Raw genomic sequence first — 23,025 nt, 5'->3', positions numbered from 1 at the left:
ACCTTTCAGCTCAGGTCAAGAATCATCCATGGCCTGTTTGCAGAGGTTCCACTGACTGAGTGCTCCGATTACTTGAAAATAACCCTAGATCGCTATCTCGGCTTGGCCACCTCGGTCAACAGCGAAAAAGCCCGCTCCGAGTTTATCATCGCCCCTGTGCTGGGAGAGGTGAAGTACCTATGTCGGGATCAAATCTCGCTGTTTTCCGGCAAGGAATTCAACGTGGATCCCGAGAGGGGGTTGGTGGGCCTATGCGACTACATCATTTGCCTATCCCCTCTCCAACTCTACATTCAAGATCCGGTGGTGATTATCGTTGAGGCCAAAAAAGAAGACTTGATCGGGGGTCTGGGCCAGTGCGTTGCCGGTATGGTGGGGGCACAGGTCTTTAACAAGAACTCCAATTCTCAAGTAGACAGTGTCTATGGAGCAGTAACCTCAGGAACCAACTGGCGATTTGCAAAACTCGAGGGTGACCAACTCTTTATCGATGACAGGGAGTACTTTATCTCAGAAATTGCTCAGATCCTAGGGATCCTCTTGAGTTTTATTAAGGGCTCCGTCTCGCTTCGGGAATGGCAAACCTCTGCAGTACAAGCCTTAACTTGAGCAGCCATTTGAGGGAACAATGTTCGACGTTTTCAAAAACCGCTTGGAAATCACCGGCACCCTCACCACCGTGACCGCTCTGCACATCGGGGTGGGCCGCTCCACCGAACCCATCGGCTCGGATTTGCCGGTTCTCAAGGATGCGCTGGGCCGTCCGCTCATTCCCGGCTCCAGTTTGAAGGGGGCGATGCGCTCTCGCCTGGAAAGTTTCTTGCGGGGCATCAACCCAGAGCTGGCCAGGGATCCCGGCGAATTGACCAGCAGCGAGCAATTTCAGATCATCAACCAAATTAAAAATGACTACAAAGGGGACGATGCGGCTCTGACTCAAAAGCTCATTGAGGCCACCGACTGGGTCTCGCAGGTGTTTGGATCCCCTTGGTTGGCCGGCAAGGTGCAGATCCGAGATTTGCCCGTGGTGCCGGAAGCCTGGTTTGGCCAGTACCAAGAGCGGGATGGCGTGGCCATCGATCGGGATACGGAAACGGCGGCAGATGGCAAGCTGTACGACTTGCAAGTGGTGCCTGCCAGCACCCCCTTCCGGTTTCATGCCGTCGTCGAAAATGCCGAGGAATGGGAACTGGGCCTCTTGGCCATTGGCCTGCACCAATTGGAAACGGAACAGATCCCCCTGGGAGGGGGGCGCTCCCGTGGCTTGGGGGTTGTCCGCCTGCAGATCTCGGCAATCTATTGGTTCGACTCGGAAGGGGATCCAAGACGGCTGCTGGCCTACCTTCAAGAGCTGGTGGCCGGATCCCGACAGCCGCTCAGCCCGGAGCAGGCTGCCGCTTTGCGCCAAGACTGGGTGGAAGCCCTGGTTGCCAAATTAACAACGGCCTCTCAACGGCAATCGGTCGGCCCCCGCCGCTAGCCCTATTTCATGTCAGGAGGGATCCCGATGGTCTTCATGGACTCTACAACGGTTGGCGATACGGTCAGCGTTTTCCACCCCTATCGGTTGACAAACTGGACAGACTGCTTGCCGCCCCAAGCCCCTCAACCAAAAGCTCCTGTTCTGGTGTGAAGGATCCCAGGCTATGCACAAACGCTACGTTAACCATTGCACCCTCTGCCTCACCCTCAAGCCCGATGGCCCTGTTCTCATCAAGGCGGGCAAAGAAGGGGCTGACCCGACGAAGCCGGATATGGAGTTCGTCGAAACCTATCACGGCGGCGGGCGAACGGTCTATTTTCCCGGCAGCTCCCTCAAAGGGGCAATTCGCGCCCATGCGGAGCGCATCGTCCGAACGGTGGGCAGCGACAGACGTCCTGAGGGGGGAGGCTTCAAACTCTGGGCCAGCGATCCCCTCGACCAAAAGGCCAATCAATGGCTGGAAAAAATTGAAGAGCCCCACCAGGTTTACGCCCTTTCTTCCTTTACGGATCAGATGTTCGGCAACACAGCCATCGCCAGCCGGGTCCGCATCGAAGATGCCTATCCCAAGCCGGGAACCCCTCTGCGCCTGGAGGAACGTAATGGGGTGGCCATCGACCGCGTCTTCGGCTCAGTGGCGGTGGGGCTGGGGCCGTTCAGCTATCAAGTGTGCGTAGAGGGATCCTTTCAAACCAAGATCCACCTGAAAAACTTTACCCTGGCCCAACTGGGTCTGCTGGGACTGGCGTTGCGGGATCTGGATGAAGGCTGGTTTGGCATCGGCTTTGCCAAGTCCCGCGGCATGGGCACCGTTCGGGTTGAGTACGAGTGGGCGACGGTGGACTACCCGGGCTGCCTGGTGGATGAGGCAAACAGGCAGATTCGACTGCTGGGATCCCCCCTGACCTGGCCACAGGGATCCCTGTTGGGGGCGGGCGAATTTTTAACCCCCGAAGAGGCAGGCAAATACGGCTTCCCCAAACCCGATTGCCAAGCGGTGCCGGTGGGAGCGGAGCCAATGCCTTTGGGATTTGGGGCGCGGCTGACCTGGGATCAGACGTCTGAGGCCAAGGTGGAACATCTGCTCGCCACCGCCGTCAACAGTTGGGCCAAACTCCTGCAAGCGGAGGCCAAAGCCGTATGAAACCAGCCTACGTCGCCTCCCTCAAGATTCAAGATGGGGCAGAGTCCTCGCTTTCCCAAGTGCTCTCGGCTTGTTTTTCCACTTCTGAAAAAACCTACTCCTTTCTGCGCTGGCCCCATCGAGTCAGCGGCATTCAGGTGGGGATCCCGGCGGATCCCGTCTGTCCAGAGGGGCAAGTTTTCTCCCAACAAGGGGAACTGCGCTGGAAAAGCACCCCCCACGGCTGGGATCTGCTGTATCTGGGGATCCAAGCTCCCCCGGACTCCTTTATCCCTCTGCCGGGAGAGTGGCGGTGGGAGGATCACGCAGCCGACCTGTACGGATCCCAAAATCGAGAAACCCGCTTTCCCAAGCCCCTCAGCCATCCCCAAGATCTCAAGGTGGGCCAGCGCTACTTCCGAGATGAGCGAACTGCCCGCGTTCACTTTATTGCCCTGATTCCGAGGTGACCATGACCCCCCAAGGCCCTCGCCCATTGCCCAACCAGGCCGCATCTGCAAGATCGTCTGCCGGCAACAGCAGTCGAGGTGGAGGTAACCCAACCGTGTCTCCCAAACCCTATGAGCTGATCCCGTTTCCCACCCAGCCCCCCAAGCTGGAGCGGCCCGCCGGCCACGCCCAGTTCCATCCCGATAGGTTGCACGGCACCCTCTTCCTCACCCTAACGGTGCAGACTGCCGTCCACATCTCCACCGGCCACTTGGCCTTGGGCAGCGATGTCGGGGTGAAAGGGATCCCGGTGCTCAAAACCATGACCACCACTCCCAACGGAAGGCTTAAAATCCAGGGCAGCTCCCTCAAGGGGGCCATCCGGGCCATGTACGAGGCGATCACCAACAGCACCCTTGCGGTGATGACGAGCCGGTACCGAAATCGGATCCCCCCAGAGCGGCACCCCTGCCGCAACAAAGAGCAGCTTTGTCCGGCCAGCCGCGTTTTCGGTGCCCTGAACTGGCAGGGATTGGTGGAGTTCAGGGATGCCATTGCCACCAGTGCCGGATCCGGCGGCGGATCCCTGCCCCCCCTGTACCGTCCACGCCCGGATCAGTGCAAAGCTTATTTTCAGAAGGAAAACGGCAGAGTCATCGGGCGCAAGTTCTACTACACCCACAGAAACGCGTTGCAGGACAGTTCAAGGGGAACGCCCACCCAGCAAGCGATACAAAACACAGTTTTCAAAACCCAAATCCATTTCAAAAACCTCACCCCTGCTGAGCTGGGCACCTTGCTCACGGTCTTGGGGCAGGATCCCAAGCATTCCATGCTGCTGAAGGTGGGGGGCGGCAAGCCCGTGGGCCTGGGATCCCTGCAGGTGACCCTCGACAAGATCGAGCGGCCCGGCAACCTAAAAGATCGCTACAGCCGCTACGATCCCCCAGAAGCCGATACCCTGGAAGGAAAACGCCTCCAAGCCTTTGTGCAAGAGCAAATTGGAGCTGCCCAGGGCTACATCTTGCCCGAACAACTCAAGCGATTGGCCGCCATCCTGAGTCCCACTGCTCTGCGCGAGCCACCCACCGGAGTGTACTGAGGGTTCCCCCATGCTGTCAGACACTGTCGATCTCAGCCCCCAATCTTGGGATCTCGCCCACGGCATCGCCATGACCTTGGCCAAAGAAAGGGTGGATGTCGACGAGTTGAGCAAGTGCATCGCCTATCTGCGCTCGGTTGCCCATCACCCTGACGCGGGATCCCGTTTCTTCCGATTCACCGGCGAGCTGGTGCGAGAAACTGGCCTCCACCGCAGCAACGAAACCCCACGCTACTACCGGCTCATCGACCAAACCTGTAAAAAGTACTTGCAATCTCTGCAGGATAGGCCGGCTGAGATGCTGCAGATCCTGGGCTGGGCCGCCCGCCTGGCCCGCTACTACAAAGATGGGGGAGTGCCCATTGGCGAGATTCCGCCGCCTCAGGGATCCCAACCCAACGACAACTCCGGTCGCAAGGACTCCGTTCCCCAAGGGGCGGGAAACAAATCCCAGGACGACAGACAACAACAAAACCATCAACACCAACAAGACCAGGCCCAGCATCAGGCCCGCAAAGCTCGCTTCCAGACCGGGCAAAAGCTGAAGGCCACCATCACCAACATCAAGGGCAACGAAGTCACCTTCCAGATTCTGGACACAGACACCAAGCTCACCCAGAAGGAGCCCAAACGGGCGGGATCCCTCTCGGTGGGGCAAGAGGTGCAGGTGGAAGTTCTGGGTCTAAAGGAAGATGGCAGAATCCGCAAGGCCAAGCTGCTCTGAGCACAAAGCGGAACAGAGCCCTCGAAAAGTTTGAGTTAACCGGCCATCCATGCAGACCATCATCATGACGGTGGGCACTTCCTTGCTCACCAATCCCGACAAGAACCTAGAGCCGCAGCGCCCCTGGCTGGGACAAAAAACCATTGGGGATCCGGAGCAAGCGCTGGCCTGGATGAAAAGAACCGATCTGGAGCTGATCAGCGCCGAAACCAACACCTACTTGCAGCTGGATCCCACCTCGAATGATGCCTTGATTTTGCTGCACTCAGAAACCCCCGACGGATTGGAGTGTGCCCAGATTTTGAAGCTCTTTTTTGAGCAAGAGCTGGGTCAGCAGCAGGTCTCTTTGGTTCCCCTTCCCGGCATCAACTACGAGCTAGAGGGATCCTCACTGGAGCGGATGGCCGAGCTGTTGAAACAGTTGGCAGAGAGCGCCAGGGGGATCGTCACCTTTGCCGCTACCGGCGGGTTTAAAGCCCAAGCCATGATCATGGCTGTGGTGGGCAGCCAATTGGGGGTCCCGGTTTGCTACATCCATGAGCAATACAAATCCCTGGTCTACTTGCCCTACCTACAGCCGCAAGTTCAGCCCCGGATCCCACGGGCAGATCTCCCCGATTCAGGCCGAGATCGCTCCCAGATCATCCAAATCCGAAGCGATGCCAGCCATCACCGACCCCGCAGTTGGGCCAAAGTGGAAAGACTCCTGCGAGACATTCCCTGGGTGGATCTGGTTCGATACGATCCACACGCCTACGCTGCCCCCAAAAACAGCGTCAAAGCCTCAAACCGCAAAACCGAAGATGGCCGCCACATTCTGTGGATCCACCTCCACGAGAGCCAGGACACCCACCTCGCTGTCAGAGTAGAAACCACCGGCTACACCCCCGAGCACCTAGAGCTGGCTGCCACCGAATTGCGGCAACGCTTGGGCCGTCTGCTTTGAGTGTTTCCATGAATCCCGCTTCCCCAAAGGGAAGTGACTTATCAGGTATAGGGTTTTTGCTACGCAAACCTACATAAAATAAGGTATCGCATTCGGAACAACGGTTGATCCGGGTGGCGTGGAAGTTGCTTGCGGCTCAGGATCGGTTCCATTAACAGGAAATTACCGAGTACAGCGTATTCGCTTCGACCATCATCCGTTTCAACTACCCCTGCCAAAAGTGCCAGATCAGATCTAGATCATCACGTCTGCAGTTATTAAGCTTGTCTGAGACACATATTACGAACAACGCGAAAAAAGGAAGTAATATGGTAGAACATGAAAGCCTGAATACACCAACCAAACTTCTCCTAGTTGGAGTGGAGATCCTTTTTGTCTGTGCCCTGTTTCTCATGCGTCTTGGAGTCGCCGGTTGGCTTCTAATGATGTTTGGAGCGCTGCTTATTTTGCTGCTTACTTTATGGGCATTTGTGCATATAGCTTTGATGATCACATTCATTAGCGTTTTTGAATCAAGAAAGAGCGATATTGCGCTCTACCTCGCGACTCATTTTTTCTATCTTTGGGCCTGGTTATTTCAATTCGATGGCGATGATACCAGTGTAAAGTGGACTATTCGTCTCCTCCCATGCACGAACTTTCTGGAGCCTCTCCTCCGGAAATGGGGCGGAGTTCTATTTTTAACCACGAGTATCGCTACATTTGTTTGCTATTTGATAATCTTCATTTTAATAGTTATTCGCTTGGCTCGATTAATTTTCCATTGAGTTTTCATTAATTCCACTGCCCCGAAAGGAAGCGACTTCCGCCGATTATAACCCTTGCCCAGAGCGGGATCCAGGGGCCTAGATCGACAGGGTCTCGTTTAAGGACTCCGTCCCGCTGGCGCGAACGGCTGCAATTTCCCCTTATTTTTCTCCGCCGAGGGGCCTGAAACCCTTGCCCAGAGCGGGATCGACCGGGTCAACGGAAGAATCAGGGTTTGAGGCTTGTCGCCGACCCTGTCGCTAACCATGTTGGTGTAGAAATTAACATGGATCCCTGTGTGGAGGTTGCTGGGGAGCTGCTCCTGAGACGCTGAAGTAGGGGGCCAATGGGGCGAAAAAAGGACTCCGTCCCGCTGGCGCGATGAGAGGCTAGGGAGCAACGACATAGCGATCTTGGGAGAGGCGCTCGTTACCCCGATACACGCTCACCTGCAAATGCTGGGGATCCAGCCGGTGCCCCTCTACACGGATGGGTGGGATCCTCAGGGCGTGGCGGGATCCCCGTCCCAGCACGGACACAATCAGGTTTGGGCCGCGGATCTGAACTCGTAGGCGCACCGGCCAGGGGAAAGGGTTGCGCAGCTTGAGGTCGGCCAAGCCGTACCAAACGGTGGCATCTAAGCCAGGGGGCACCGACTCTACCTGCCGGTAATGGGGGTGCCTCTCCACCACCTCCAGCCCTGCCAACAGAGCGGCATTGTAAAGGCTAGAGGACACCTGACAGATTCCTCCCCCAACCGAATCCAGGGTTTCGGCCACCATAAACACCGGCGCGGGCACATAGCCTCGTTCCAGGCTGCGCGGCCCCACCACTTGGTTGAAGGAAAAAATCACTTCTGCCTGTTCCTGTGAGCGTGTCGCAGGCATGATGTAAACTCCATCCAGGCTTTGGACGGCTCGGCGAATGTTGTGGAGTTGAGAAGGAGTGCGCTCCTGCAAAGAAGTAACGTATTGGCTTAGGGTTGTTGGCGTGGGATCCGTCCACCACAAGGCCAGAAGGGCCAGTAGCGCCCCCACCAGCACAGCCAACCTCCGCAGGTCAACCCTTCCTCTCACCTCACACCTTGCCCGTCAGAAGGGGTTTCAAGGACTCCGTCCGAGTAGCGCGAGCGGGCAGTTGGCGGGAACCGGTCGCGACCAGCAGCTCTTGGGCGCGGGTACCTGCCGGCAACGTGCGGGATGGGCGTAGGGCCACCAGAGCAGAGCCTTGAGCATCCACCTGAAAGTCACCACAGTGGAGGAACTCGCCATTATCCAGCTTGAGCCAGAGGGAGTAGCGCTCCCCCGCCACCGGTTGGGGCAGATCCCGTGCGGCCAAGATAACCTCCTGCCAGTCTCCTGGGCGAAACAGCACATTGGCCGTCCCCACCTCCCCCTGCAAATGCACCAGACGGGATCCCGGCTGTTGCAAGAGATGGGATAATGCCCGCACCGATTCTAGCTGGGCCAGTTGCAGTGCTTGCCGCAGTCGCCAGTTGTCTAAGCTGAGCAGAACCAAAATTGCCGCCACCAAGCCTCCCAGCCAGCGCCACCCAACCCCAAAAGCAGGCAATGGGGAGTGAAGGGGGATGGCCATCTCCTGTTCGCGCAAGCCCATAGCCCCCACCTCTGCCATCACCTGGTCGCGCAAGCTGGCGGGCGGGAGCACTCCTGGCAATCCGTAGGGCAACAACTCCAAGGTTTCTTGCATAGCTTGCAGCTCGGCCACCAGCCGAGGGTCTTGAGTTAGGCGTGCCTCTAGAGCACTCGCCTGTTCAGGAGATAAGTCCCCCAGCAGATAGCCGGCCAGTTCTTCCCGTTCCTCTGTTAAAGGGGGCGAGGTGGATAAGGACTCCGTCCCGCCGACGCGAAAGGACTCCGTCCCGCTGACGCGATCAGACATGGCCATCCCGACACCAGAACTCAACTCCAAACCTAGGACTCCGTCCCGCTAACGCGAAAGGACGCGGTCCCGCTAACGCGAGCAGAAACCCAGAAGGGCGCGCAGGGATCCCCGCAATTTGCAGAGAGCTTGGCGAGAGCGGGTCTTAACCGTCCCCAACGGGATCCCCAATTGGCGAGCAATGTCCGCCTGGCTCAACCCTTGGTAATAGAGCAACTCCAGGATCTGCCGTTGGTTTTCGGGCAATTGGCTGAGGGCCGCTTGCACCGCTTGCCGCCGCTCCTCGATGGAAACCTGCTCAAAAGGGAACCGAGTCTTGCTAAAGGACTCCGTCCCGCTGACGCGATCGGCGCTGAGAATGGTCTGCCAGCGTTTCAAAAGAAGTTGGTGGCTGCCCTGAGAACGCAGACGGTCAATGGCCCGCGAGCGGGTCAGGATGCACAAAAAACTGCTCAGGGATCCCCGCCGCTCGCGCGACTCGGACGGAGTCCTTGGATCACAGCCAACCTTGCGCCACAGCTCGACAAACACCTCCTGAGTCAGGTCTTCTGCCTCGGCCACGTGGCCCAGGATCTTGAAGGCCAGCCCATAGACCAAGCCGGCATAGCGATCGTAGAGCGCAGCCAGAGCAGCAGGTTGCCCCGCCTTGAGCGCTTCCATCAGCTCCCAATCGGCGCGGGATGACCAATCTCTCACCCGCTCACGCCAGCGGGACGGAGTCCCTGGTTGCTCACCCATGCTACACCCAGTTTCGCCCCACACAACTAGAGGATAAACCTGCCCGATCGCGCCAGCGGGACGGAGTCCTTAAGTCTACCCCCTCAGCCACGACGGGCCGCCCATTCCAGGCTGAGCAAGGCTGTGTTCACCAGCAAGGCCAGGGATCCCACCGCCAGGGATCCGGCCCAGATCTTGTCGTAGCGACCGGCCTGGGCAATGCCATCGAACAGCAGGGTTCCCAGTCCCCCTGCCCCAAACTTGGCGCCCACGGTGGCAATGGCAATGGCCACAATTGCCGCCAGCCGCAGCCCTGCCAAAACAATGGGCAGCATGAGCGGCACCTGCACCTGCCACCACCGTTGCCAGAGGTTCATCCCCATGCCCTTGGCAGCTTCCAGGATGGCAGGCTCGACCGAGCGCAGGCCCACGCAAAAATGGCGCACCAAGATCACCTGCGTGTAGATCACCATCGCCACCACCACCGAGCGGGCATTGAGGCCAAGCCAGGGCACCAACAAAATGATCAAAGCCAGGCTGGGCACTGTGTACAGGATGCTGAGGATCCCCATGACCGACAGGGCCAACCAGCGCACGTGGTGAACCAGCAGAGCCAGCGGCACCGCCAGCACCACCGCCATGCCCAAGGTCATCCCCACCATCGCCAGATGCTCTTGGGTGAGCTGCCACATCAGGCCGGGGTGGTTGAGGAGATAGCTCACGCGGATCCCCCCTCCAGCATGGCCAAGCTGCGAATGTGATCCAAGGTCAAAACGCCGATGGCCCGCCCGTCCTCCCACACCGTCAGGGCTGCCGCCCCTGTGCGCAACAGCAGGGACAAGGCTTGCCGCAAAGTGGCCTGGGGCCTCACCATCGCTCCCTCTTGGATTTTGTGGTTGTGCGGGATCCCGGCCATCGCCGTTTCCACCCGCAGCACACTCAACTGCCGTACCATGTCATCTGCCCCCAGCAGTTCCCTGACAAAGGGAGTAGCCGGCTGGGTGAGCAGCCGAAAGGGAGTGTCGAACTGCACCACCCGCCCCTTCTGCATCACCAAAATGCGATCCGCCAGGCGCAGCGCCTCTTCCACATCGTGGGAGACGAACAGGATGGTTTTTTTCAATTGCCGTTGCAGGCGCAGGATCTCCTCTTGCAGCTTGCTGCGGGTAATGGCGTCGATGGCCCCAAAGGGCTCGTCCATCAGCAGCAGCCCTGGATCCCCGGCCAGCGCCCGCGCCAGCCCCACCCGCTGTTGTTGTCCGCCCGACAGTTGGGCAGGGTAGCGGTGGCGGTACTCGTGGGGGGGCAAATTAACCAAGCTGAGCAGCTCGTCCACCCGCTCGCGGATGCGCTCCTTCGCCCATCCCAAAAGTCGCGGCACTACCGCCACATTCTGGGCCACCGTCATGTGGGGAAACAGCCCCGATTGCTGGATAACATAGCCGATCCGCTGCCGCAGAGCCGTGACGGGAAACTGGCGGATATCCCGCCCGTCCAAGCGAATCTGCCCCTGGGTGGGATCCAGCAAGCGATTCACCATTTTCAGAAGGGTGGTTTTGCCGCAGCCAGAAGGCCCCAAAATGACCACCAACTGGCCCGACTCCACGGAAAAACTGCACTCCTCCACAGCCGGCTGGGAACTGTGGGGAAAGCGCAGCGATACCCGCTCGAACTCGACGGTGCTCACCTCAGGGTCTCATGCAACAGGCAAGGTTATTTCTTGAGAATGCCGGCTTCCACCAAGAAAGTTCTGGCCACCTCCGCCGGCTCCTTGCGGTTGCCGCTCACCTCGTAGTTCAACCGCTGCATCACCTCGTCCGTCAGCAGGGGGGAAAGGGCATTTAAGGCAGCGGCAATGCCGGGGTTGGCCTCCAGGGTGTCCTTGCGCACCACCGGCGCCACCTGGTAGGGGGGGAAAAGCTGCTTGTCATCCTCCAGCAGCACCAGGTCAAAGGCGGCAATTTCTCCATCGGTGCCGAAGGCCACTGCCACATCCGCTTCCCCATTGACCAAGCCCTGGTAGCGGAGGCCGGGATCCACTGCTTTGTAGGCCTTGAGCCGGAAATTACCGTAGACGGCTTGGATCCCGGGTAGGCCATCCTCGCGGGCTTGAAACTCCGGCGGCCCGATCATCACCAGCTCGCCCGCTTTGGCCACCATGTCCGAGATGGTGGCAATGCCCAGCTCAGCCGCTCTGGCGCGGGTCATGGCCAGGGCCTGGGTGTTGTTCAGGGGGGCGGGATCCAGCCAAATCAGTTGGAACTGGCTCTCGTACTCGCGGGCCACCGTCGCGTACACCTCTGCCGGGTCGCCGCTGCTGGGCAACTTGAGCACTGTCAGCAGGCCAGTGCCGGTGTACTCGGGGTAGAGATCGATCTCGCCGCTCAACAAGCCCGCATGGGCTACCGGCGTGCCCCCCAGGTTGAGCTTGCGCTCCACCGTGAACCCTGCCGCCTCCAGGGCTAAGGCGTACATTTCCCCCAAAATAAACTGCTCGGTAAAGTCCTTGGAGCCGACGGTAATGGGCTTGGCGAGGCCCCCTAAGGACTCCGTCCCGCTGGCGCGATGGGGAGTGAGAACAAGAGCTGCCAGCCCCGACAGGGCCAGCAAAGCCAAGCGACGAGTGGTTTTCAGCATAGGCAAGGGGAGAAGGGATCCCAGGCTAATGACAAGAGGCCCTGCCGAGAGCGTTCCGGCCTGGGCCAGGAAGTTTCGACTGTTAAGTCACCATTAAACCATTATTTTCCCTGAGCCGTAACTGCAAGAACCAACCGTAGAGATCGCCAGTACGGTCACTGCAAGTTGGTTTGAAATAGCCCAAGTGTAAGGACTCCGTCCCGCTGGCGCGAAAGGACTCCGTCCCGCTGGCGCGAGCAGCACCGCCCCAGCCCCTCTCCCAGGGGAAGAGGGAAGTTCACCCCCATTGAGAACAACCCTGCTGTGTCGCTGGGGTCTGGTTGATACTTGAGGGGCGGTCAACCATGCCCAATCAGCCTCCGCTGGGGGCCGGGAAAGAGCCTGTTACCGCGCGGATCTTCTGTCGCCGCCCGGCTCGCTCGATCTCCAGCTCCAGGGTGCTGCCCACCTCAGTGCGCTCCACCTCCTGTTGCACCTGATCGGCTGTGGTTACGGCACGACCATTGATGGAGAGAATGACATCCCCAGACCGCAGCCCTGCCCGTTCCGCCGGGGATCCCTGGATGACTTCGCCGATCAGTACACCCTGATCCACCGTTATCAAAATGCGGCTATTGGGATCCTGGTTGAGGCGCTCCTTCAGCTCTGGAGTCAGCGTCAGCATGCGGATGCCCAGGTAGGGGTGATCCACCTTGCCGCGAGTAATCAACTGATTGGCCACCCGCTGGGCCGTCTCAATGGGGATGGCGAAGCCCAACCCTTGCGCTCCCTGGATGATGGCGGTGTTCACCCCGATCACCTCCCCTTGGGCGTTGAGCAGCGGCCCGCCGGAGTTGCCGGGGTTGATGGCCGCATCCGTTTGGATAAAAGATACCCGCTTGTCAGGCACCCGAATCTCCCCGCTGGAACGGCCCAAAGCGCTGATGATCCCAGCCGTAACGGTGTTATCCAAACCCAGGGGGTTGCCGATGGCAATGGCCCACTGGCCCGGCTCCAGGGTTTCCGAGCGCCCCAGCTTCACGGTCGGCAGGTTCTGGGCGTTGATCTTCACCACGGCGATGTCCGTAACCGGATCCGAACCGATGACCTGCCCATCAAAGCTGCGGGTATCCTTGAGCGTCACCGTTACCTTGTCGGATCCCTCGACCACATGGGCATTGGTGATGATCTGGCCGTCTGGGCTGATGATGAACCCAGAGCCGGTTCCCTGCTGTCGCCGCTGCCGAGGGATGGAAGGGATCGCTTGGCCAAAGAAATCCCGGAAAAAGGGATCGCTGAAAAACTCCTCCGGAAAAGGGGCAGGGGCGCGCACCGTCCGCTCAGCATCGATGCGAACCACCGCCGGCCCCACCTTTTGCGCCACATCGGCGATGAAATTCAGGTTCAGTTGGGGCGGGGTTGCCGTCGTCTGGGCAGATACCCCCTTGCCCCCCACCAGAGCCGCTCCCAGCCCAATGCCCAGCAGCACCAGCAGCACTGACGAGAGAAGAGACTTCCAAGTGGAGATGGCAAAAGGCTGGAAAGAGGATTGAGCAGGTTGGGCGGAAGCTTCTGACCCGGGAGAGGGCTGGCCCGGCATGGATGTGCTGCGCTTCATAGCTACAAGAAGAGGGTTGGGATGCTGCAAGACTTCGGCCCCACGCAGGGGAAGAAACCTAGAGCCTAATCTAACATGGACAGCAGGGATCCCAGAGTGGGCAACCCTAGCGTTTTTCCGTACTTCTATCTGGAGCGAAGAGCAGCGGAATCTGCTCACCTGAGGTAGCCCATTTCCATTCAGTTGGCTTTGATCAAGATAGGTAAAAGATAGGTAAGGCCCGAAAGGCTCCCGGTTTTGTCCGGTTTGCAGCTAGCGTAGGAATGATGAATGGGGGTAAGACCATGACCAACCCAGCCAGCCGCCTGTTGGCTCCTCTGCTTGGCGGATTGCTCTCAGCGCAGATGGCCGCCCCAGTTTTGGCCCAAATGGGGCCCTTGCCACCACCGCCTGCCGGTGAGGGATGGCGTCCTGTGAATCCTCGCCCCCTTCCCCCTGGCCCTCAACCCCTGCAACCTGGCCAGCCCTTTCAACTGCAAACCACGTTGCTATTGCGCTCTGGGGATCTGATCCAGGCGGTGCATCGCTCCCCAGAAACCCTCTTGATTGCCCCTGGGGAAACCCGTGCCGTCAGCCTTAGCTTGGATACCCCTCTGCGGGACATCTACGGCAACATGGTCGTCCCGGCGGGGGCTGTTTTGGAAGGCCAATTTCAGCCGGTGAGCGGCGGCACCCAGTTTGTTTCGCGGGCTTTGATTTTCAACGGCCAATCCTACCCCCTCTACGCTCAGAGCCAGGTTATCCCGCTGCGCAAGGATCCCCGCCACACTTCCGGGGAAGCGATTGTGCAAGATGCCTTGATTGGGGCAGCTGCGGGGGCCATCTTGGGAGGCTTGTTCGGCGACCGCGTGATCTCGACGGAGAAAGTGCTGGGTGGAGCGGCGGCAGGGGCTGTCATCGGCAATGTAACGGCGCCGGAAGTGGCGGTGATCGACGCCAATGCCAACTTGACGCTGACGGTCACCCAAGATTTTCAGCCCTACCTGCCCTAGCGAGCTTCTGAAAACAGCTCTGGCCAGGGATCCCTTTCTAGGGACTGGCCGTGAGCCGATCCAAAATCTCGTCGTGGGAGAGGCCCTTGCGCACCCATTCCTCGCAGTGGTGCAGCCGCTGAGCCGTGCCGATGAGGAAGCGGTTGAGATCGGCCCCCAGGGATTCGCAGGTGGTCTGTACGCAGATGAGATCCCGCCCCGAAAGCAAGGAGAAGAGGCTGGCCAGCATTCCCGCCTCCAAATATCCGGCAGGCTCTCGCCGTGCAGAAGGTTCCTCCGGGTTGAAGCTGGCGCGAGCGGCAAGGGCAAACCCGGAATTGCGGATCCCGGCCTGAACCAAGCCGTGGTCAGCAGCGGAAAAGTCCAGCTCCAGGCGTCCCCAACCGTGGGTGGCCCAGAGGTCGCTGAGGGCATCCAGGAAGATCCCCATCGGCAATTCCTGCAGCAGCTGCTGGTAGTAGCCGGAAAGCTCGTCTTCAACACGGCGGAAAAATGCCTCTCCCCAATCGCGGCCACAGTTGTAGAGAATGACGCGGGTGGCTTGGCCAGTTTCATAGCGCAGGCCGGAGTAGAGAGCTTCCAGCAGGGGCATGGGAAAGGCCGCCAAGCGGTATCCTCCGCGGCTGTACAGCAGTCCGGTGTGGATGTCAGGGCGGATGTAGTAGGCAGGGCTAAAGCAGTGCCCAGGCAAGATCTGGTCTTGCAGAATCTCTTGCAGGGAGATCATGGCTATTCTCGCAGTCAGGTGGACAAGAGGGCGGGGATGGATAGATTGGGGAGCGGCTGGAATTTTTGGCGTGAGGGAATGAATGATTAAGGAGTGAGCTGTATAAGCTGTATACAGTAAATCGGGAGAAGGAGGTCGCTATCGGAGGGCGCAGGGAACTTTGGTGAATAGATTGAGGGCGAATGGACCTAGTTAACCAGCATGGATTTGGCCAAAAGCAGATAAGGACGGATCATCTCGCTCTCTTCTGCCCCAAAGATGTAGGTCAGGGAGTCGAGCATTAACTTGTAGGCAGGCTGGCATTGGTCGCGCATCTTGAAGGATTTCAGGATCGTCTCCAGCCAGTAGAGCAATTTATCCCTCAGGTAGTCTTCGTCGTTGAGCAGCATGGCCATGCAGCAGTAGCGCCACACCATGCTCAGATCCCGGCGGCAGCGCTCCCAGGCCAGGTGACCATGCTGGCGGATTAAATTCGGCATCATCGGCTGAAACTTCTCCATCACCCGATCCAGCAGCTCTTGTTCTTTGGCCTGCAGAACCTGGTAAAGGCGAACCCGCTTCGGGATCCCTTCCACGTAGGCGTGTAGAGTTTTCAACTCATCTGGGCGCAGATAGCGGCCCTCACTTTGGTGCATCAGCTCGGCAACCCTTGAATTCATAGATAGAGCCTCCTTCAGTGGGCTTCACACAAACATTTCCGCCAAGGTGAGAGCCCTCTCCGGCGGAACTGTGGGCAGGTCAACCTCGGCCTCAGACCTAGAAGAAGAGGGGGAAGGGAACTGGGCCTGAGAAGTGGCGCAGACAGCTTGTAGCTCTTGCCAGTAGGGGGCAAGCAACCCCTGCTGATCCGCCGGCAGGGATCCCTGAACCACTGCCCGTAGCTGAGCGAGCGCTTGCGGCAACCCTAGGTACTGTTCCATCGCACCAAGAGTTACCTGCTGCACAGGGGTGGGATCCCCTATCAACAGGCTCAGGCCCAGGGAGCGCAAGCAAAAGGCCAATTGACGAGCCAAGAGGCGCTGAGCCGGGGTTAGAGAAGGTTCTGCCCCCTCTCTGGCGGGATTGCTGCTGGGCAACGCTGTCGCGACGGGGGTTGGCCCCTGCTGTTGCAAAACCTTTTGGATCCAGGTCAGCTCCTGCTGTTGTAAGACCTGGTAAAGCTCCAGCCGTTCTTGAAAAGAGAGAGAGTAGCGAATCAGGTCTTGCAGATCGTCGGGTGTTAGGTAACCCCCTTCTCGATCGGCAATGCGCTCCGGCCAAGAGTGAAGGTCATCCATGGGTGAAGTCTCCTTAAAAACAGAGGGCAAAACAAAACCGAGATCCCTGAACAAACCAGAGCTAGAGCAAAGCTCCGCCAAACAAAGCGGCAAAATCCTCAAGAGTAAAGGGATCCTCTGCCGGAAATTCCGGCAGCGGCTCTGAGCGTGGGCAGATGCCCGACCAATTGAAGCCGGCAAAAAACTGTCCCACCGACTGGGCAAAGAGCACGGGGGACTGCGGCGGCAGTTCTTGAGCGGAGGAAGCCTTGGCCGGGGGTCGGTTATCCCAGTTCAACCCCTGCAAAAAGACCGCCAGCGGCTGGGTTAAGTCCAGATCGGTGTCTAAGTTGAAGGTGACCATGGGCGTTTCTCCAAAGTGTCGAGGGATCCCAGAGAGCCTTCAAAAGCCACAAGCAAGCCTCACAACTGGTGCAAACGCTGCTCGATCTCGCGGGCGCTGGCCCCTTCGGTGATCCAAAAATTGGCGGCATCAATGCGTTCTTGCCCGCCCAACAGGAATTTGCAGTAGGTTTCCCCCATGGCGTAGCACTGGATCTCGATGCAGGCCAGCTCGCGGGAAGTCATAGCGGTGAAAAACCCGGCAAATAGCCCGGCATAGAGATGACAAACCGGCTTGCCCACATCCCCAAGGGTGCGAGCCACCATCGAGTCAAACAAGTTGATAAACAGGAAGCCTTTTTGTTTGGATTCGGTTTCCACCTCCCACTTGCCCCAGCCCTGAGCCGTAAAAGGCCACCACCAAGTCTCCAGCAAAAACAAAAGGTTGGACTGTTTTACGCCAATCCCATACTCCCGCTCGTACCACTCGGAGAAGTGCTTGGCATCGCGGATGCCCCAATCTCTGCCAATGGTGTACATCACCGCCGCCGAAGCATCCCCCACTTCCCGTTCCAGGCCTGTTTGCAAGCCCACAATAAAGTCTTCGCTCAACAGCAGATTTTGGGTGTTGTTCCAATCGATAATCGTGCCCTGATCTCGGTTGAAGCGAAAGAAATCGCGGTAACTGTAGTGAGCATGCTTGTCACGGCCCACAGGCATGGTGACTGCAGGACGGGGATCCGGTCGAGATGTGGTGGCCATGGCGCTCTCCTGATAAAAAATGGATAATTCTAGATTGCAAAGCAACAGGATTTGGTGGGATTTGTAGGGATCAACTGGGCCAGACAATGCCAATGAGTCAACAAAATGAATGGCTAAGCATTCGATAAACTTGTCAGCTATCTGAGGGATCCAACATTGTTCAACTCTTGTTTGATTGTTTATAAAACAACACCTGCCGAGCCCAAGGGATCCCTGAACATCGACAATCCATCAAACTTCCCGAGTTTGGGCAAGTGTACTGCCGATGATGCGGAAATCTTCATTTTCTAGCTGCTTAACAGTAGAGCGAGTGATGATCTTGCCCTGCTCCACCAAAACCTTCCCCGTCCGTGGGTGCAGCAGGTCTTGTTCGGCCCGCCGACCGATGAGCACTTCGATATCCCTCAGCGAGTTCACGTACATCCCCGGCGGCAGCTCCACCACCACGCCATCGGAAACCACCCGCGCCTGACAGGCCAGCCGGGAATTGCTGCGGGCGCTGGTAATGGTCTCCAGAGTCTTGGCCTCGCGGGGGGTGATGGGAGTGAGGCTTTCCATTCCCTCTTTGACGTAAACATGACAGGTGGCGCAGAGGCCGCGACCGTTACATTCCCGCGAAACCTGCAGCTCCTCCGACAAAATGGCCGACAGCAGATTGCTGTAGGTATCGACCTCCGAGACACGAGATAAAGGCTCTAGCCGGATTTGTTTAACCATAGACGGGATCCACATTAAGGGCAGACAAAAAACCCCGGCGGGCAAGATCTACTGCAAAAGCAACGCAAACAAATCACAACAATTAACTCCCTTCCCTGCAGTCCTTCTGCAGGTCTACGGCAACACCTGATTTCCCAGTCGATTAAAGTTAAATGTAGGTCACCTCAGATGATGAGTCCCGCACAAGCAACTCTGGGGAAGGCTATATTCTTTACTTTATTTTGGATTTGGATGAGGTCATCTTGGATGAAAATGTCATAATCCTTAACTACGGATAAACACGGAATCTTTTTATCGCCCAGAAAGCCACAAAGTGAAATCACGTAAATCAGAGCCAACGACAATCCTTTTGTAAATATTTATCGCGGATCTACGTCGGTTATTCTATCGTCAAGGTAAATCTCAAGTAGGCTCTTCATAGTCTTTTGTTGGCAGTTTTGTTGCAGAGGGATGTGCTGAAGTCCGCCGTAAAAGCGTATCGAGCCATTTGCTATTCCCTTCATAATTTCTTTAAAGTAGTCCCCCATTTTGTCTGTAAATCGATCTTTTCTGTTTTTGTTGGCTTCGTCGATTGGGAGCTAGGGTTATGGAATCGCGCCAGCGCCGGCAGGATCCGCAAACGTTGCAAAACCTGTTGCGGGCTGCCTACCAACAGCTTTTGGAACGCCAGCCCTACCAGCACGAGAAAACAGGAGAGCTGGAGAAAATCGAGCAGGACTTCTTGCGGGGGCGGATCGGGATTAAGCGCTTGGTTCGCCAGATTGGGGGATCCCGGCTCTACCGGCAACTCTTTTTCAGTGCCGGCTGCAACACCCGCTGTGTAGAGCAGGGCTTCAAGCACTTTTTGGGACGGGCCCCGGCCAGCAAGGAGGAGGTGGCCGCCTACCACGACATTTTGGTGCACCAGGGCTTGCAGGCCATGGTCAATGCCTTTATCGACTCGGAGGAGTACCGCCACCAGTTCGGCAACGACCATCTGCCCCACCCCCGCCAACGGCTGAGCGGCCACCCACCTTTGGCCTACTTGCTGACAAACCAAATGCACCGGCGCCATGAGCTGGGGATGCAGGGATCCCCGCTTTTGCACAGTTTGGCGGCGATGGAAGTGGGGATCCCTTAGGCAGTGGGGCCGGGGAGGAAGTCGAGGGTATAGGCTTGGCCCACATCCAAGTTGGCTTCCACCGTTCCCAGGGCCACCATCTCCTGAAAGTAGGTTTGCCAGCGCTGGTGGGTCATGGCCCCGATCCCCAGCGTGGCGGCATCTCCACTGGTGAGAAGGCCGTAGTCTTTTAGGGCTTGGTGGGCGTAGGCCAGGAGGGCCTCGCTCATGTTGGGGTTGTCTTGGCGGATGAGGCGATTGCCGGGGCGGGGATCCTCTAGGTAGCTCTGCCAGCCCTGGATGGAGGCAGCTACAAATTTTCGCACCTGCTCCGGGTGCTGTTCGGCAAAGGGGCGGGTGGTCTCCAGGGTGGTGGCGTAGGGGGAATAGCCGTAGTCGGCCAGCAGAAAAACGACGGGATCAAAGCCCCCCTCCTGGCGCACGCGGAAGGGCTCGGAGGTCACATAGCCCTGCTGGGCAGAAGACTTGTCCAGCAAGAAGGGCGTGAGGCTGAGGTTGTAGGGGCGCTTCTGCTCGTCGGTAAAGCCAAATTTGGCCCGCAAAAAAGGCCAGTAGGTGAGGTTGGCCCCCGGTGACACCCAGATGGGCTTGCCCCGCAGGTCTTCCAGGCGCTCGATGCCCACCCCTGGATGGGCCAAGAGACACTGGGGATCCTTCTGGAAAAAGGCGGCCACGGTGAGAACAGGGATCCCAGCTTGCAGAGCCGCCAGAGCGTCGGGGCTGCCGCCGAGCACAAAGTCTGCCGCTCCCCCGGCTAGCAGTTGCAGCACGTTAACCGCCGTTCCCCCCATGCGGATTTCCACCTGCAGACCGTAGTCGGCGTAGATGCCGGTGGCCAGGGCTTGGTAAAAGCCGCCGTGTTCGGCCTGGGCGTACCAGTTGGTGACCAGTCGCAAGGGCCGGGATCTGGCCGAAGAGGGGCGGGAGCCCGCTCCTACTGCTAGCAGAGCAGCTCCACTGGCCAAAAAACGCCGCCGCGGCCAAGGCTCTGGAGTTACACCGGACATAGGCAGGGATCCTCAGGCGGCCACGCTTTCAGTATCTCGCAAGTAGACCAGTTTTTCCTCAGGCTGGCCACCCCTTGGAAGAGGAGCTGTTGGGAGGCGTCTTCGATTTATATTTATATTTGCAAAGCAAGCGGGATCCCCTTCTTACAAGGGGCAAGATCGACATTCCAAGGGGTAGGGCATGGGCAAGGTGTATCTAGTGGGGGCAGGGCTGGGCGGGCGGGCGGGCCTGACGCAGGGAGCACTGGAGATCCTACGGCAGGCTGAGGCTATCTGGATCGACGAGCTGGTGGATGAGCGCTTGTTGGCAGAGTTGCCGCCGCAGGCGCAGGTGTGGCGACGCTCTGGGCCAGGAAGCCTCCAGGAGGGCATCCACTGGCTCATCCAGCGCTGCCGAGAAGGCAAACAGGTGGTTCACCTCAAGTCAGGGGATCCCTTGATCTTTGGCCGCGCTCGCGAAGAGATCCAAGCCCTTAGGGAGGCGGGCTGTCCCTTTGAGATTTGGCCGGGGTTGTCGTCGGCCCTGGCTGGCCCCCTCTGGGCAGGGATCCCCCTGACCGATAAGCACTTAAGCCGCGTTTTTGCCGTGCTGACTGCCCACGATCTAGAGGCCTTGCCCTGGAGCGCCCTGGCCCAGTTGGATACTTTGGTGATTTTGATGGGATCCCGGCAGCGACAGCACATTGGCGCACGGCTGATGGAGTCTGGGATCCCGGCAGACCGACCGGTGGCCTTGATCTGGGGGGCGGGGCAAGCAGAGCAGCAGGTGTGGGTGGGCACCTTGGCCGAGCTGCAGCAGGGGGAGAGTCAGGCAAAGTTGCCGGGCCTACTGGTGGTTGGGGAGGTGATCCGGTTGCGGCAGGACTTTTTGCCGGGGATCCCTCCTTTGCCTCCGCCGGCTCCCCTGGCAGGCAAGACGGTGCTGGTTACCCGTTCTGAGGGGCAATCGCCAGCTTTTCGGGAGCTGCTACAGGCCCAGGGAGCGCGGGTGCTGGAAATGCCCACCCTGGTGATCCAGCCGCCCACCTGTTGGGATCCCTTGGATGCCGCCATTGCCCGCCTGGGCCAATTCAACTGGCTGTTGCTGACTTCGGCCAACGGGGTGCAGGCTTTCTTTGAGCGGTTGCACCGGCAAGGTCGGGACAGTCGGGCTCTCCACCCCGTACAAGTGGCGGTGGTGGGATCCAAGACCGCTTCCGTGCTCGCCCAGTACGGCATCCATCCCGATCTCATGCCCCAAGAGTTTGTGGCCGAGGCCCTGCTTCAAGTTTGGCCGGAGCCGATCTCAGGGCAGCGGATTCTCTTTCCCAGAGTGGAGTCGGGAGGCCGGGAGGAGGTGGTACAGGGTTTGCGGCAGCGAGGGGCAGAGGTGGTGGAGGTGGCCGCCTATCAGTCTGCCTGTCCAGCAGCAGCGGATCCCCAGGTCCTGGAAGCTCTTAAAGCCCACCAGGTGGACATCCTCACCTTTGCCAGCTCCAAGACAGTACAGCATTTTGCCCACTTGATCCGGCAGGCAGGGCTAGGCCCTGAGATCTGGGATCCACCCGTGCAGATTGCCGCCATTGGCCCCAAGACGGCCGCAACCTGCAAGGCTGCATTTGGTCGAGTGGACATCGCAGCCCAGGAGTATACTTTGGAAGGATTGGTGGAAGCCCTCATCCAAGCGACCAACCGTTCTACCTAGCCTTTTCAGGCCGTTCGCGGTAGCGGTGCAGAGTACCCAGGTGCTCCTCTATAATGAACCCGCCCATGCCGCCCGCGTCAGCCAGCCGGGCATCCCAAGCAGATACACCCAGACACCATGTGGCAGACGGCCAAGCTCTACGAAGACATTCTTTACGAAAAAACGGATGGCATTGCCAAGATCACCATCAACCGTCCCCACAAGCGCAACGCCTTCCGCCCCAAGACCATTGCCGAGCTGATTGATGCGTTTGCCGATGTGCGAGAGGATCCCAGGATTGGAGTAGTGCTCTTAACAGGCGCCGGGCCCCATACCGATGGGAAGTATGCCTTCTGCGCCGGCGGGGATCAAAGCGTACGGGGCGAGGCCGGTTACCTGGATGAGGCCGGGATCCCTCGTCTCAATGTGCTGGATCTGCAGCGCATCATCCGCTCTTTGCCCAAGGTGGTGATTGCCCTAGTGGCAGGCTACGCCATTGGGGGTGGCCATGTTTTGCATCTCATCTGCGACCTGACCATTGCCGCCGATAATGCCATCTTTGGGCAAACCGGCCCTAGGGTGGGCAGCTTCGATGGGGGCTTTGGGGCCGCCTACCTGGCGCGAGTGGTGGGGCAAAAAAAAGCCCGCGAGATTTGGTTCCTCTGCCGCCAATACACCGCAGCCCAAGCCCTAGAGATGGGTCTGGTCAATGCCGTGGTGCCAGTGGAAGAGCTAGAAGCTGAAGGGATCCGCTGGGCGCAAGAAATTCTCCAGCACAGCCCCTTAGCCATCCGCTGCCTCAAAGCCGCCTTCAACGCCGACTGCGATGGGCAGGTGGGGCTGCAGGAGCTGGCCGGAGATGCGACGTTGCTGTTCTACATGACCGAAGAAGCTGCTGAGGGCAAACGCGCCTTTTTGGAAAAGCGCCCACCTAACTTTCGCCAGTTTCCCTGGCTGCCATAGTTTGTTTGTTTTCATTAATTCCACTTCCCCGAAGGGAAGCGACCTGTA

The 23,025-nt window shown here is 58.7% G+C and carries 25 protein-coding genes; 11 read left to right on the top strand and 14 right to left on the bottom strand.

What is annotated here, in order from left to right; genetic code table 11:
• Positions 1 to 72 precede the first annotated feature (72 nt).
• The 7 genes from CYB_RS02805 (at position 73) to CYB_RS02775 (ending at position 5,828) form a co-directional block, all read left to right on the top strand.
• On the top strand, positions 73 to 609 hold the full coding sequence (locus CYB_RS02805) for a hypothetical protein (protein WP_148202689.1): 537 nt from the start codon (positions 73 to 75) through the stop codon (positions 607 to 609).
• A 19-nt stretch (positions 610 to 628) separates the two neighbouring features.
• Complete coding sequence (gene csx7, locus CYB_RS02800; protein WP_011432239.1) at positions 629 to 1,480, top strand: type III CRISPR-associated RAMP protein Csx7; 852 nt, start codon at positions 629 to 631, stop codon at positions 1,478 to 1,480.
• A gap of 166 nt (positions 1,481 to 1,646) precedes the next feature.
• On the top strand, positions 1,647 to 2,627 hold the full coding sequence (locus CYB_RS02795; protein ID WP_011432238.1) for an RAMP superfamily CRISPR-associated protein: 981 nt from the start codon (positions 1,647 to 1,649) through the stop codon (positions 2,625 to 2,627).
• Complete coding sequence (locus tag CYB_RS02790) at positions 2,624 to 3,076, top strand: hypothetical protein (protein WP_011432237.1); 453 nt, start codon at positions 2,624 to 2,626, stop codon at positions 3,074 to 3,076. The genes CYB_RS02795 and CYB_RS02790 overlap by 4 nt, the downstream gene beginning before the upstream one ends.
• 95 nt (positions 3,077 to 3,171) lie before the next feature.
• The gene (locus CYB_RS02785) at positions 3,172 to 4,158 is read left to right on the top strand and encodes an RAMP superfamily CRISPR-associated protein (protein ID WP_041436226.1); all 987 of its coding nucleotides are present in this window, start codon (positions 3,172 to 3,174) and stop codon (positions 4,156 to 4,158) included.
• 10 nt (positions 4,159 to 4,168) lie between these two features.
• Positions 4,169 to 4,882 carry a hypothetical protein gene (locus CYB_RS02780; protein WP_011432235.1) on the top strand — a complete coding sequence of 238 codons (714 nt, stop codon included), beginning with the start codon at positions 4,169 to 4,171 and terminating at the stop codon, positions 4,880 to 4,882.
• A 49-nt stretch (positions 4,883 to 4,931) separates the two neighbouring features.
• On the top strand, positions 4,932 to 5,828 hold the full coding sequence (locus CYB_RS02775) for a putative CRISPR-associated protein (RefSeq protein WP_011432234.1): 897 nt from the start codon (positions 4,932 to 4,934) through the stop codon (positions 5,826 to 5,828).
• 1,136 nt (positions 5,829 to 6,964) lie between these two features.
• Here the strand turns inward: CYB_RS02775 and CYB_RS02765 are convergent.
• From CYB_RS02765 to CYB_RS02735, 7 genes are all read right to left on the bottom strand, one after another.
• Positions 6,965 to 7,651, bottom strand: a complete 687-nt coding sequence (locus tag CYB_RS02765) for a VanW family protein (RefSeq protein ID WP_238376876.1) — start codon at positions 7,649 to 7,651, stop codon at positions 6,965 to 6,967.
• A gap of 1 nt (position 7,652) precedes the next feature.
• Positions 7,653 to 8,477, bottom strand: coding sequence for an anti-sigma factor domain-containing protein (locus CYB_RS02760; RefSeq protein ID WP_041436220.1), 825 nt, complete (start codon positions 8,475 to 8,477; stop codon positions 7,653 to 7,655).
• A gap of 72 nt (positions 8,478 to 8,549) precedes the next feature.
• Positions 8,550 to 9,215: a sigma-70 family RNA polymerase sigma factor gene (locus CYB_RS02755; protein ID WP_049749556.1), complete on the bottom strand. Its 666-nt coding sequence runs from the start codon at positions 9,213 to 9,215 to the stop codon at positions 8,550 to 8,552.
• Positions 9,216 to 9,298: 83 nt separating this feature from the next.
• A complete protein-coding gene (locus CYB_RS02750) occupies positions 9,299 to 9,916 on the bottom strand; it encodes an ABC transporter permease (protein WP_011432231.1) in 618 nt (205 codons plus the stop codon).
• Positions 9,913 to 10,881: an ABC transporter ATP-binding protein gene (locus CYB_RS02745; protein ID WP_011432230.1), complete on the bottom strand. Its 969-nt coding sequence runs from the start codon at positions 10,879 to 10,881 to the stop codon at positions 9,913 to 9,915. Before CYB_RS02745 ends, CYB_RS02750 begins: the two co-directional genes overlap by 4 nt.
• 26 nt (positions 10,882 to 10,907) lie before the next feature.
• Positions 10,908 to 11,831: a glycine betaine ABC transporter substrate-binding protein gene (locus tag CYB_RS02740; protein ID WP_011432229.1), complete on the bottom strand. Its 924-nt coding sequence runs from the start codon at positions 11,829 to 11,831 to the stop codon at positions 10,908 to 10,910.
• Between the two features lie 352 nt (positions 11,832 to 12,183).
• Positions 12,184 to 13,428, bottom strand: coding sequence for an HhoA/HhoB/HtrA family serine endopeptidase (locus CYB_RS02735; RefSeq protein ID WP_011432228.1), 1,245 nt, complete (start codon positions 13,426 to 13,428; stop codon positions 12,184 to 12,186).
• A 284-nt stretch (positions 13,429 to 13,712) separates the two neighbouring features.
• Between CYB_RS02735 and CYB_RS02730 the strand changes: the two genes are divergently transcribed.
• Positions 13,713 to 14,420, top strand: coding sequence for a hypothetical protein (locus CYB_RS02730; protein ID WP_011432227.1), 708 nt, complete (start codon positions 13,713 to 13,715; stop codon positions 14,418 to 14,420).
• Between the two features lie 37 nt (positions 14,421 to 14,457).
• On the opposite strand, the gene CYB_RS02725 is transcribed toward CYB_RS02730, so the two are convergent.
• From CYB_RS02725 to CYB_RS02700, 6 genes are all read right to left on the bottom strand, one after another.
• On the bottom strand, positions 14,458 to 15,147 hold the full coding sequence (locus CYB_RS02725) for a V4R domain-containing protein (protein WP_011432226.1): 690 nt from the start codon (positions 15,145 to 15,147) through the stop codon (positions 14,458 to 14,460).
• A gap of 188 nt (positions 15,148 to 15,335) precedes the next feature.
• Positions 15,336 to 15,806 carry a phycobilisome protein gene (locus tag CYB_RS02720; protein ID WP_011432225.1) on the bottom strand — a complete coding sequence of 157 codons (471 nt, stop codon included), beginning with the start codon at positions 15,804 to 15,806 and terminating at the stop codon, positions 15,336 to 15,338.
• Positions 15,807 to 15,830: 24 nt separating this feature from the next.
• Entirely contained in the window at positions 15,831 to 16,424 is a 594-nt protein-coding gene (locus CYB_RS02715) for a hypothetical protein (RefSeq protein WP_011432224.1), read from the bottom strand.
• 61 nt (positions 16,425 to 16,485) lie between these two features.
• Positions 16,486 to 16,767, bottom strand: coding sequence for a hypothetical protein (locus tag CYB_RS02710; protein WP_011432223.1), 282 nt, complete (start codon positions 16,765 to 16,767; stop codon positions 16,486 to 16,488).
• Positions 16,768 to 16,826: 59 nt separating this feature from the next.
• Positions 16,827 to 17,507: a V4R domain-containing protein gene (locus tag CYB_RS02705; RefSeq protein WP_011432222.1), complete on the bottom strand. Its 681-nt coding sequence runs from the start codon at positions 17,505 to 17,507 to the stop codon at positions 16,827 to 16,829.
• 231 nt (positions 17,508 to 17,738) lie between these two features.
• The gene (locus CYB_RS02700) at positions 17,739 to 18,224 is read right to left on the bottom strand and encodes a 2Fe-2S iron-sulfur cluster-binding protein (protein ID WP_041436217.1); all 486 of its coding nucleotides are present in this window, start codon (positions 18,222 to 18,224) and stop codon (positions 17,739 to 17,741) included.
• 586 nt (positions 18,225 to 18,810) lie between these two features.
• Between CYB_RS02700 and CYB_RS02695 the strand changes: the two genes are divergently transcribed.
• On the top strand, positions 18,811 to 19,344 hold the full coding sequence (locus CYB_RS02695) for a phycobilisome rod-core linker polypeptide (protein ID WP_011432219.1): 534 nt from the start codon (positions 18,811 to 18,813) through the stop codon (positions 19,342 to 19,344).
• Here the strand turns inward: CYB_RS02695 and CYB_RS02690 are convergent.
• A complete protein-coding gene (locus tag CYB_RS02690) occupies positions 19,341 to 20,351 on the bottom strand; it encodes an ABC transporter substrate-binding protein (protein WP_011432218.1) in 1,011 nt (336 codons plus the stop codon). The genes CYB_RS02695 and CYB_RS02690 overlap by 4 nt on opposite strands.
• A gap of 181 nt (positions 20,352 to 20,532) precedes the next feature.
• Between CYB_RS02690 and cobA the strand changes: the two genes are divergently transcribed.
• The gene (gene cobA / locus CYB_RS02685) at positions 20,533 to 22,035 is read left to right on the top strand and encodes a uroporphyrinogen-III C-methyltransferase (RefSeq protein WP_011432216.1); all 1,503 of its coding nucleotides are present in this window, start codon (positions 20,533 to 20,535) and stop codon (positions 22,033 to 22,035) included.
• A 117-nt stretch (positions 22,036 to 22,152) separates the two neighbouring features.
• A complete protein-coding gene (menB, locus tag CYB_RS02680; protein WP_011432215.1) occupies positions 22,153 to 22,977 on the top strand; it encodes a 1,4-dihydroxy-2-naphthoyl-CoA synthase in 825 nt (274 codons plus the stop codon).
• Positions 22,978 to 23,025 lie beyond the last annotated feature (48 nt).

Origin of the sequence: Synechococcus sp. JA-2-3B'a(2-13), assembly GCF_000013225.1 — a bacterium.
Lineage (GTDB): Bacteria > Cyanobacteriota > Cyanobacteriia > Thermostichales > Thermostichaceae > Thermostichus.
The sequence above is the reverse complement of the archived record's forward strand: the minus strand, read 5'-3'. Positions and strand labels throughout refer to the sequence as shown.

Excerpts from the sequence above, each read along its gene's own strand:
- CYB_RS02725 (WP_011432226.1), bottom strand. The coding sequence starts at position 15,147 with ATGATCTCCCTGCAAGAGATTCTGCAAGACCAGATCTTGCCTGGGCAC.
- CYB_RS02740 (WP_011432229.1), bottom strand. The coding sequence starts at position 11,831 with ATGCTGAAAACCACTCGTCGCTTGGCTTTGCTGGCCCTGTCGGGGCTG.
- CYB_RS02755 (WP_049749556.1), bottom strand. The coding sequence starts at position 9,215 with ATGGGTGAGCAACCAGGGACTCCGTCCCGCTGGCGTGAGCGGGTGAGA.
- CYB_RS02715 (WP_011432224.1), bottom strand. The coding sequence starts at position 16,424 with ATGGATGACCTTCACTCTTGGCCGGAGCGCATTGCCGATCGAGAAGGG.
- csx7 (WP_011432239.1), top strand. The coding sequence starts at position 629 with ATGTTCGACGTTTTCAAAAACCGCTTGGAAATCACCGGCACCCTCACC.
- CYB_RS02735 (WP_011432228.1), bottom strand. The coding sequence starts at position 13,428 with ATGAAGCGCAGCACATCCATGCCGGGCCAGCCCTCTCCCGGGTCAGAA.
- CYB_RS02695 (WP_011432219.1), top strand. The coding sequence starts at position 18,811 with ATGGAATCGCGCCAGCGCCGGCAGGATCCGCAAACGTTGCAAAACCTG.
- cobA (WP_011432216.1), top strand. The coding sequence starts at position 20,533 with ATGGGCAAGGTGTATCTAGTGGGGGCAGGGCTGGGCGGGCGGGCGGGC.
- CYB_RS02700 (WP_041436217.1), bottom strand. The coding sequence starts at position 18,224 with ATGGTTAAACAAATCCGGCTAGAGCCTTTATCTCGTGTCTCGGAGGTC.
- menB (WP_011432215.1), top strand. The coding sequence starts at position 22,153 with ATGTGGCAGACGGCCAAGCTCTACGAAGACATTCTTTACGAAAAAACG.
- CYB_RS02720 (WP_011432225.1), bottom strand. The coding sequence starts at position 15,806 with ATGAATTCAAGGGTTGCCGAGCTGATGCACCAAAGTGAGGGCCGCTAT.
- CYB_RS02780 (WP_011432235.1), top strand. The coding sequence starts at position 4,169 with ATGCTGTCAGACACTGTCGATCTCAGCCCCCAATCTTGGGATCTCGCC.
- CYB_RS02710 (WP_011432223.1), bottom strand. The coding sequence starts at position 16,767 with ATGGTCACCTTCAACTTAGACACCGATCTGGACTTAACCCAGCCGCTG.
- CYB_RS02760 (WP_041436220.1), bottom strand. The coding sequence starts at position 8,477 with ATGTCTGATCGCGTCAGCGGGACGGAGTCCTTTCGCGTCGGCGGGACG.
- CYB_RS02795 (WP_011432238.1), top strand. The coding sequence starts at position 1,647 with ATGCACAAACGCTACGTTAACCATTGCACCCTCTGCCTCACCCTCAAG.
- CYB_RS02690 (WP_011432218.1), bottom strand. The coding sequence starts at position 20,351 with ATGTCCGGTGTAACTCCAGAGCCTTGGCCGCGGCGGCGTTTTTTGGCC.
- CYB_RS02705 (WP_011432222.1), bottom strand. The coding sequence starts at position 17,507 with ATGGCCACCACATCTCGACCGGATCCCCGTCCTGCAGTCACCATGCCT.
- CYB_RS02775 (WP_011432234.1), top strand. The coding sequence starts at position 4,932 with ATGCAGACCATCATCATGACGGTGGGCACTTCCTTGCTCACCAATCCC.
- CYB_RS02790 (WP_011432237.1), top strand. The coding sequence starts at position 2,624 with ATGAAACCAGCCTACGTCGCCTCCCTCAAGATTCAAGATGGGGCAGAG.
- CYB_RS02730 (WP_011432227.1), top strand. The coding sequence starts at position 13,713 with ATGACCAACCCAGCCAGCCGCCTGTTGGCTCCTCTGCTTGGCGGATTG.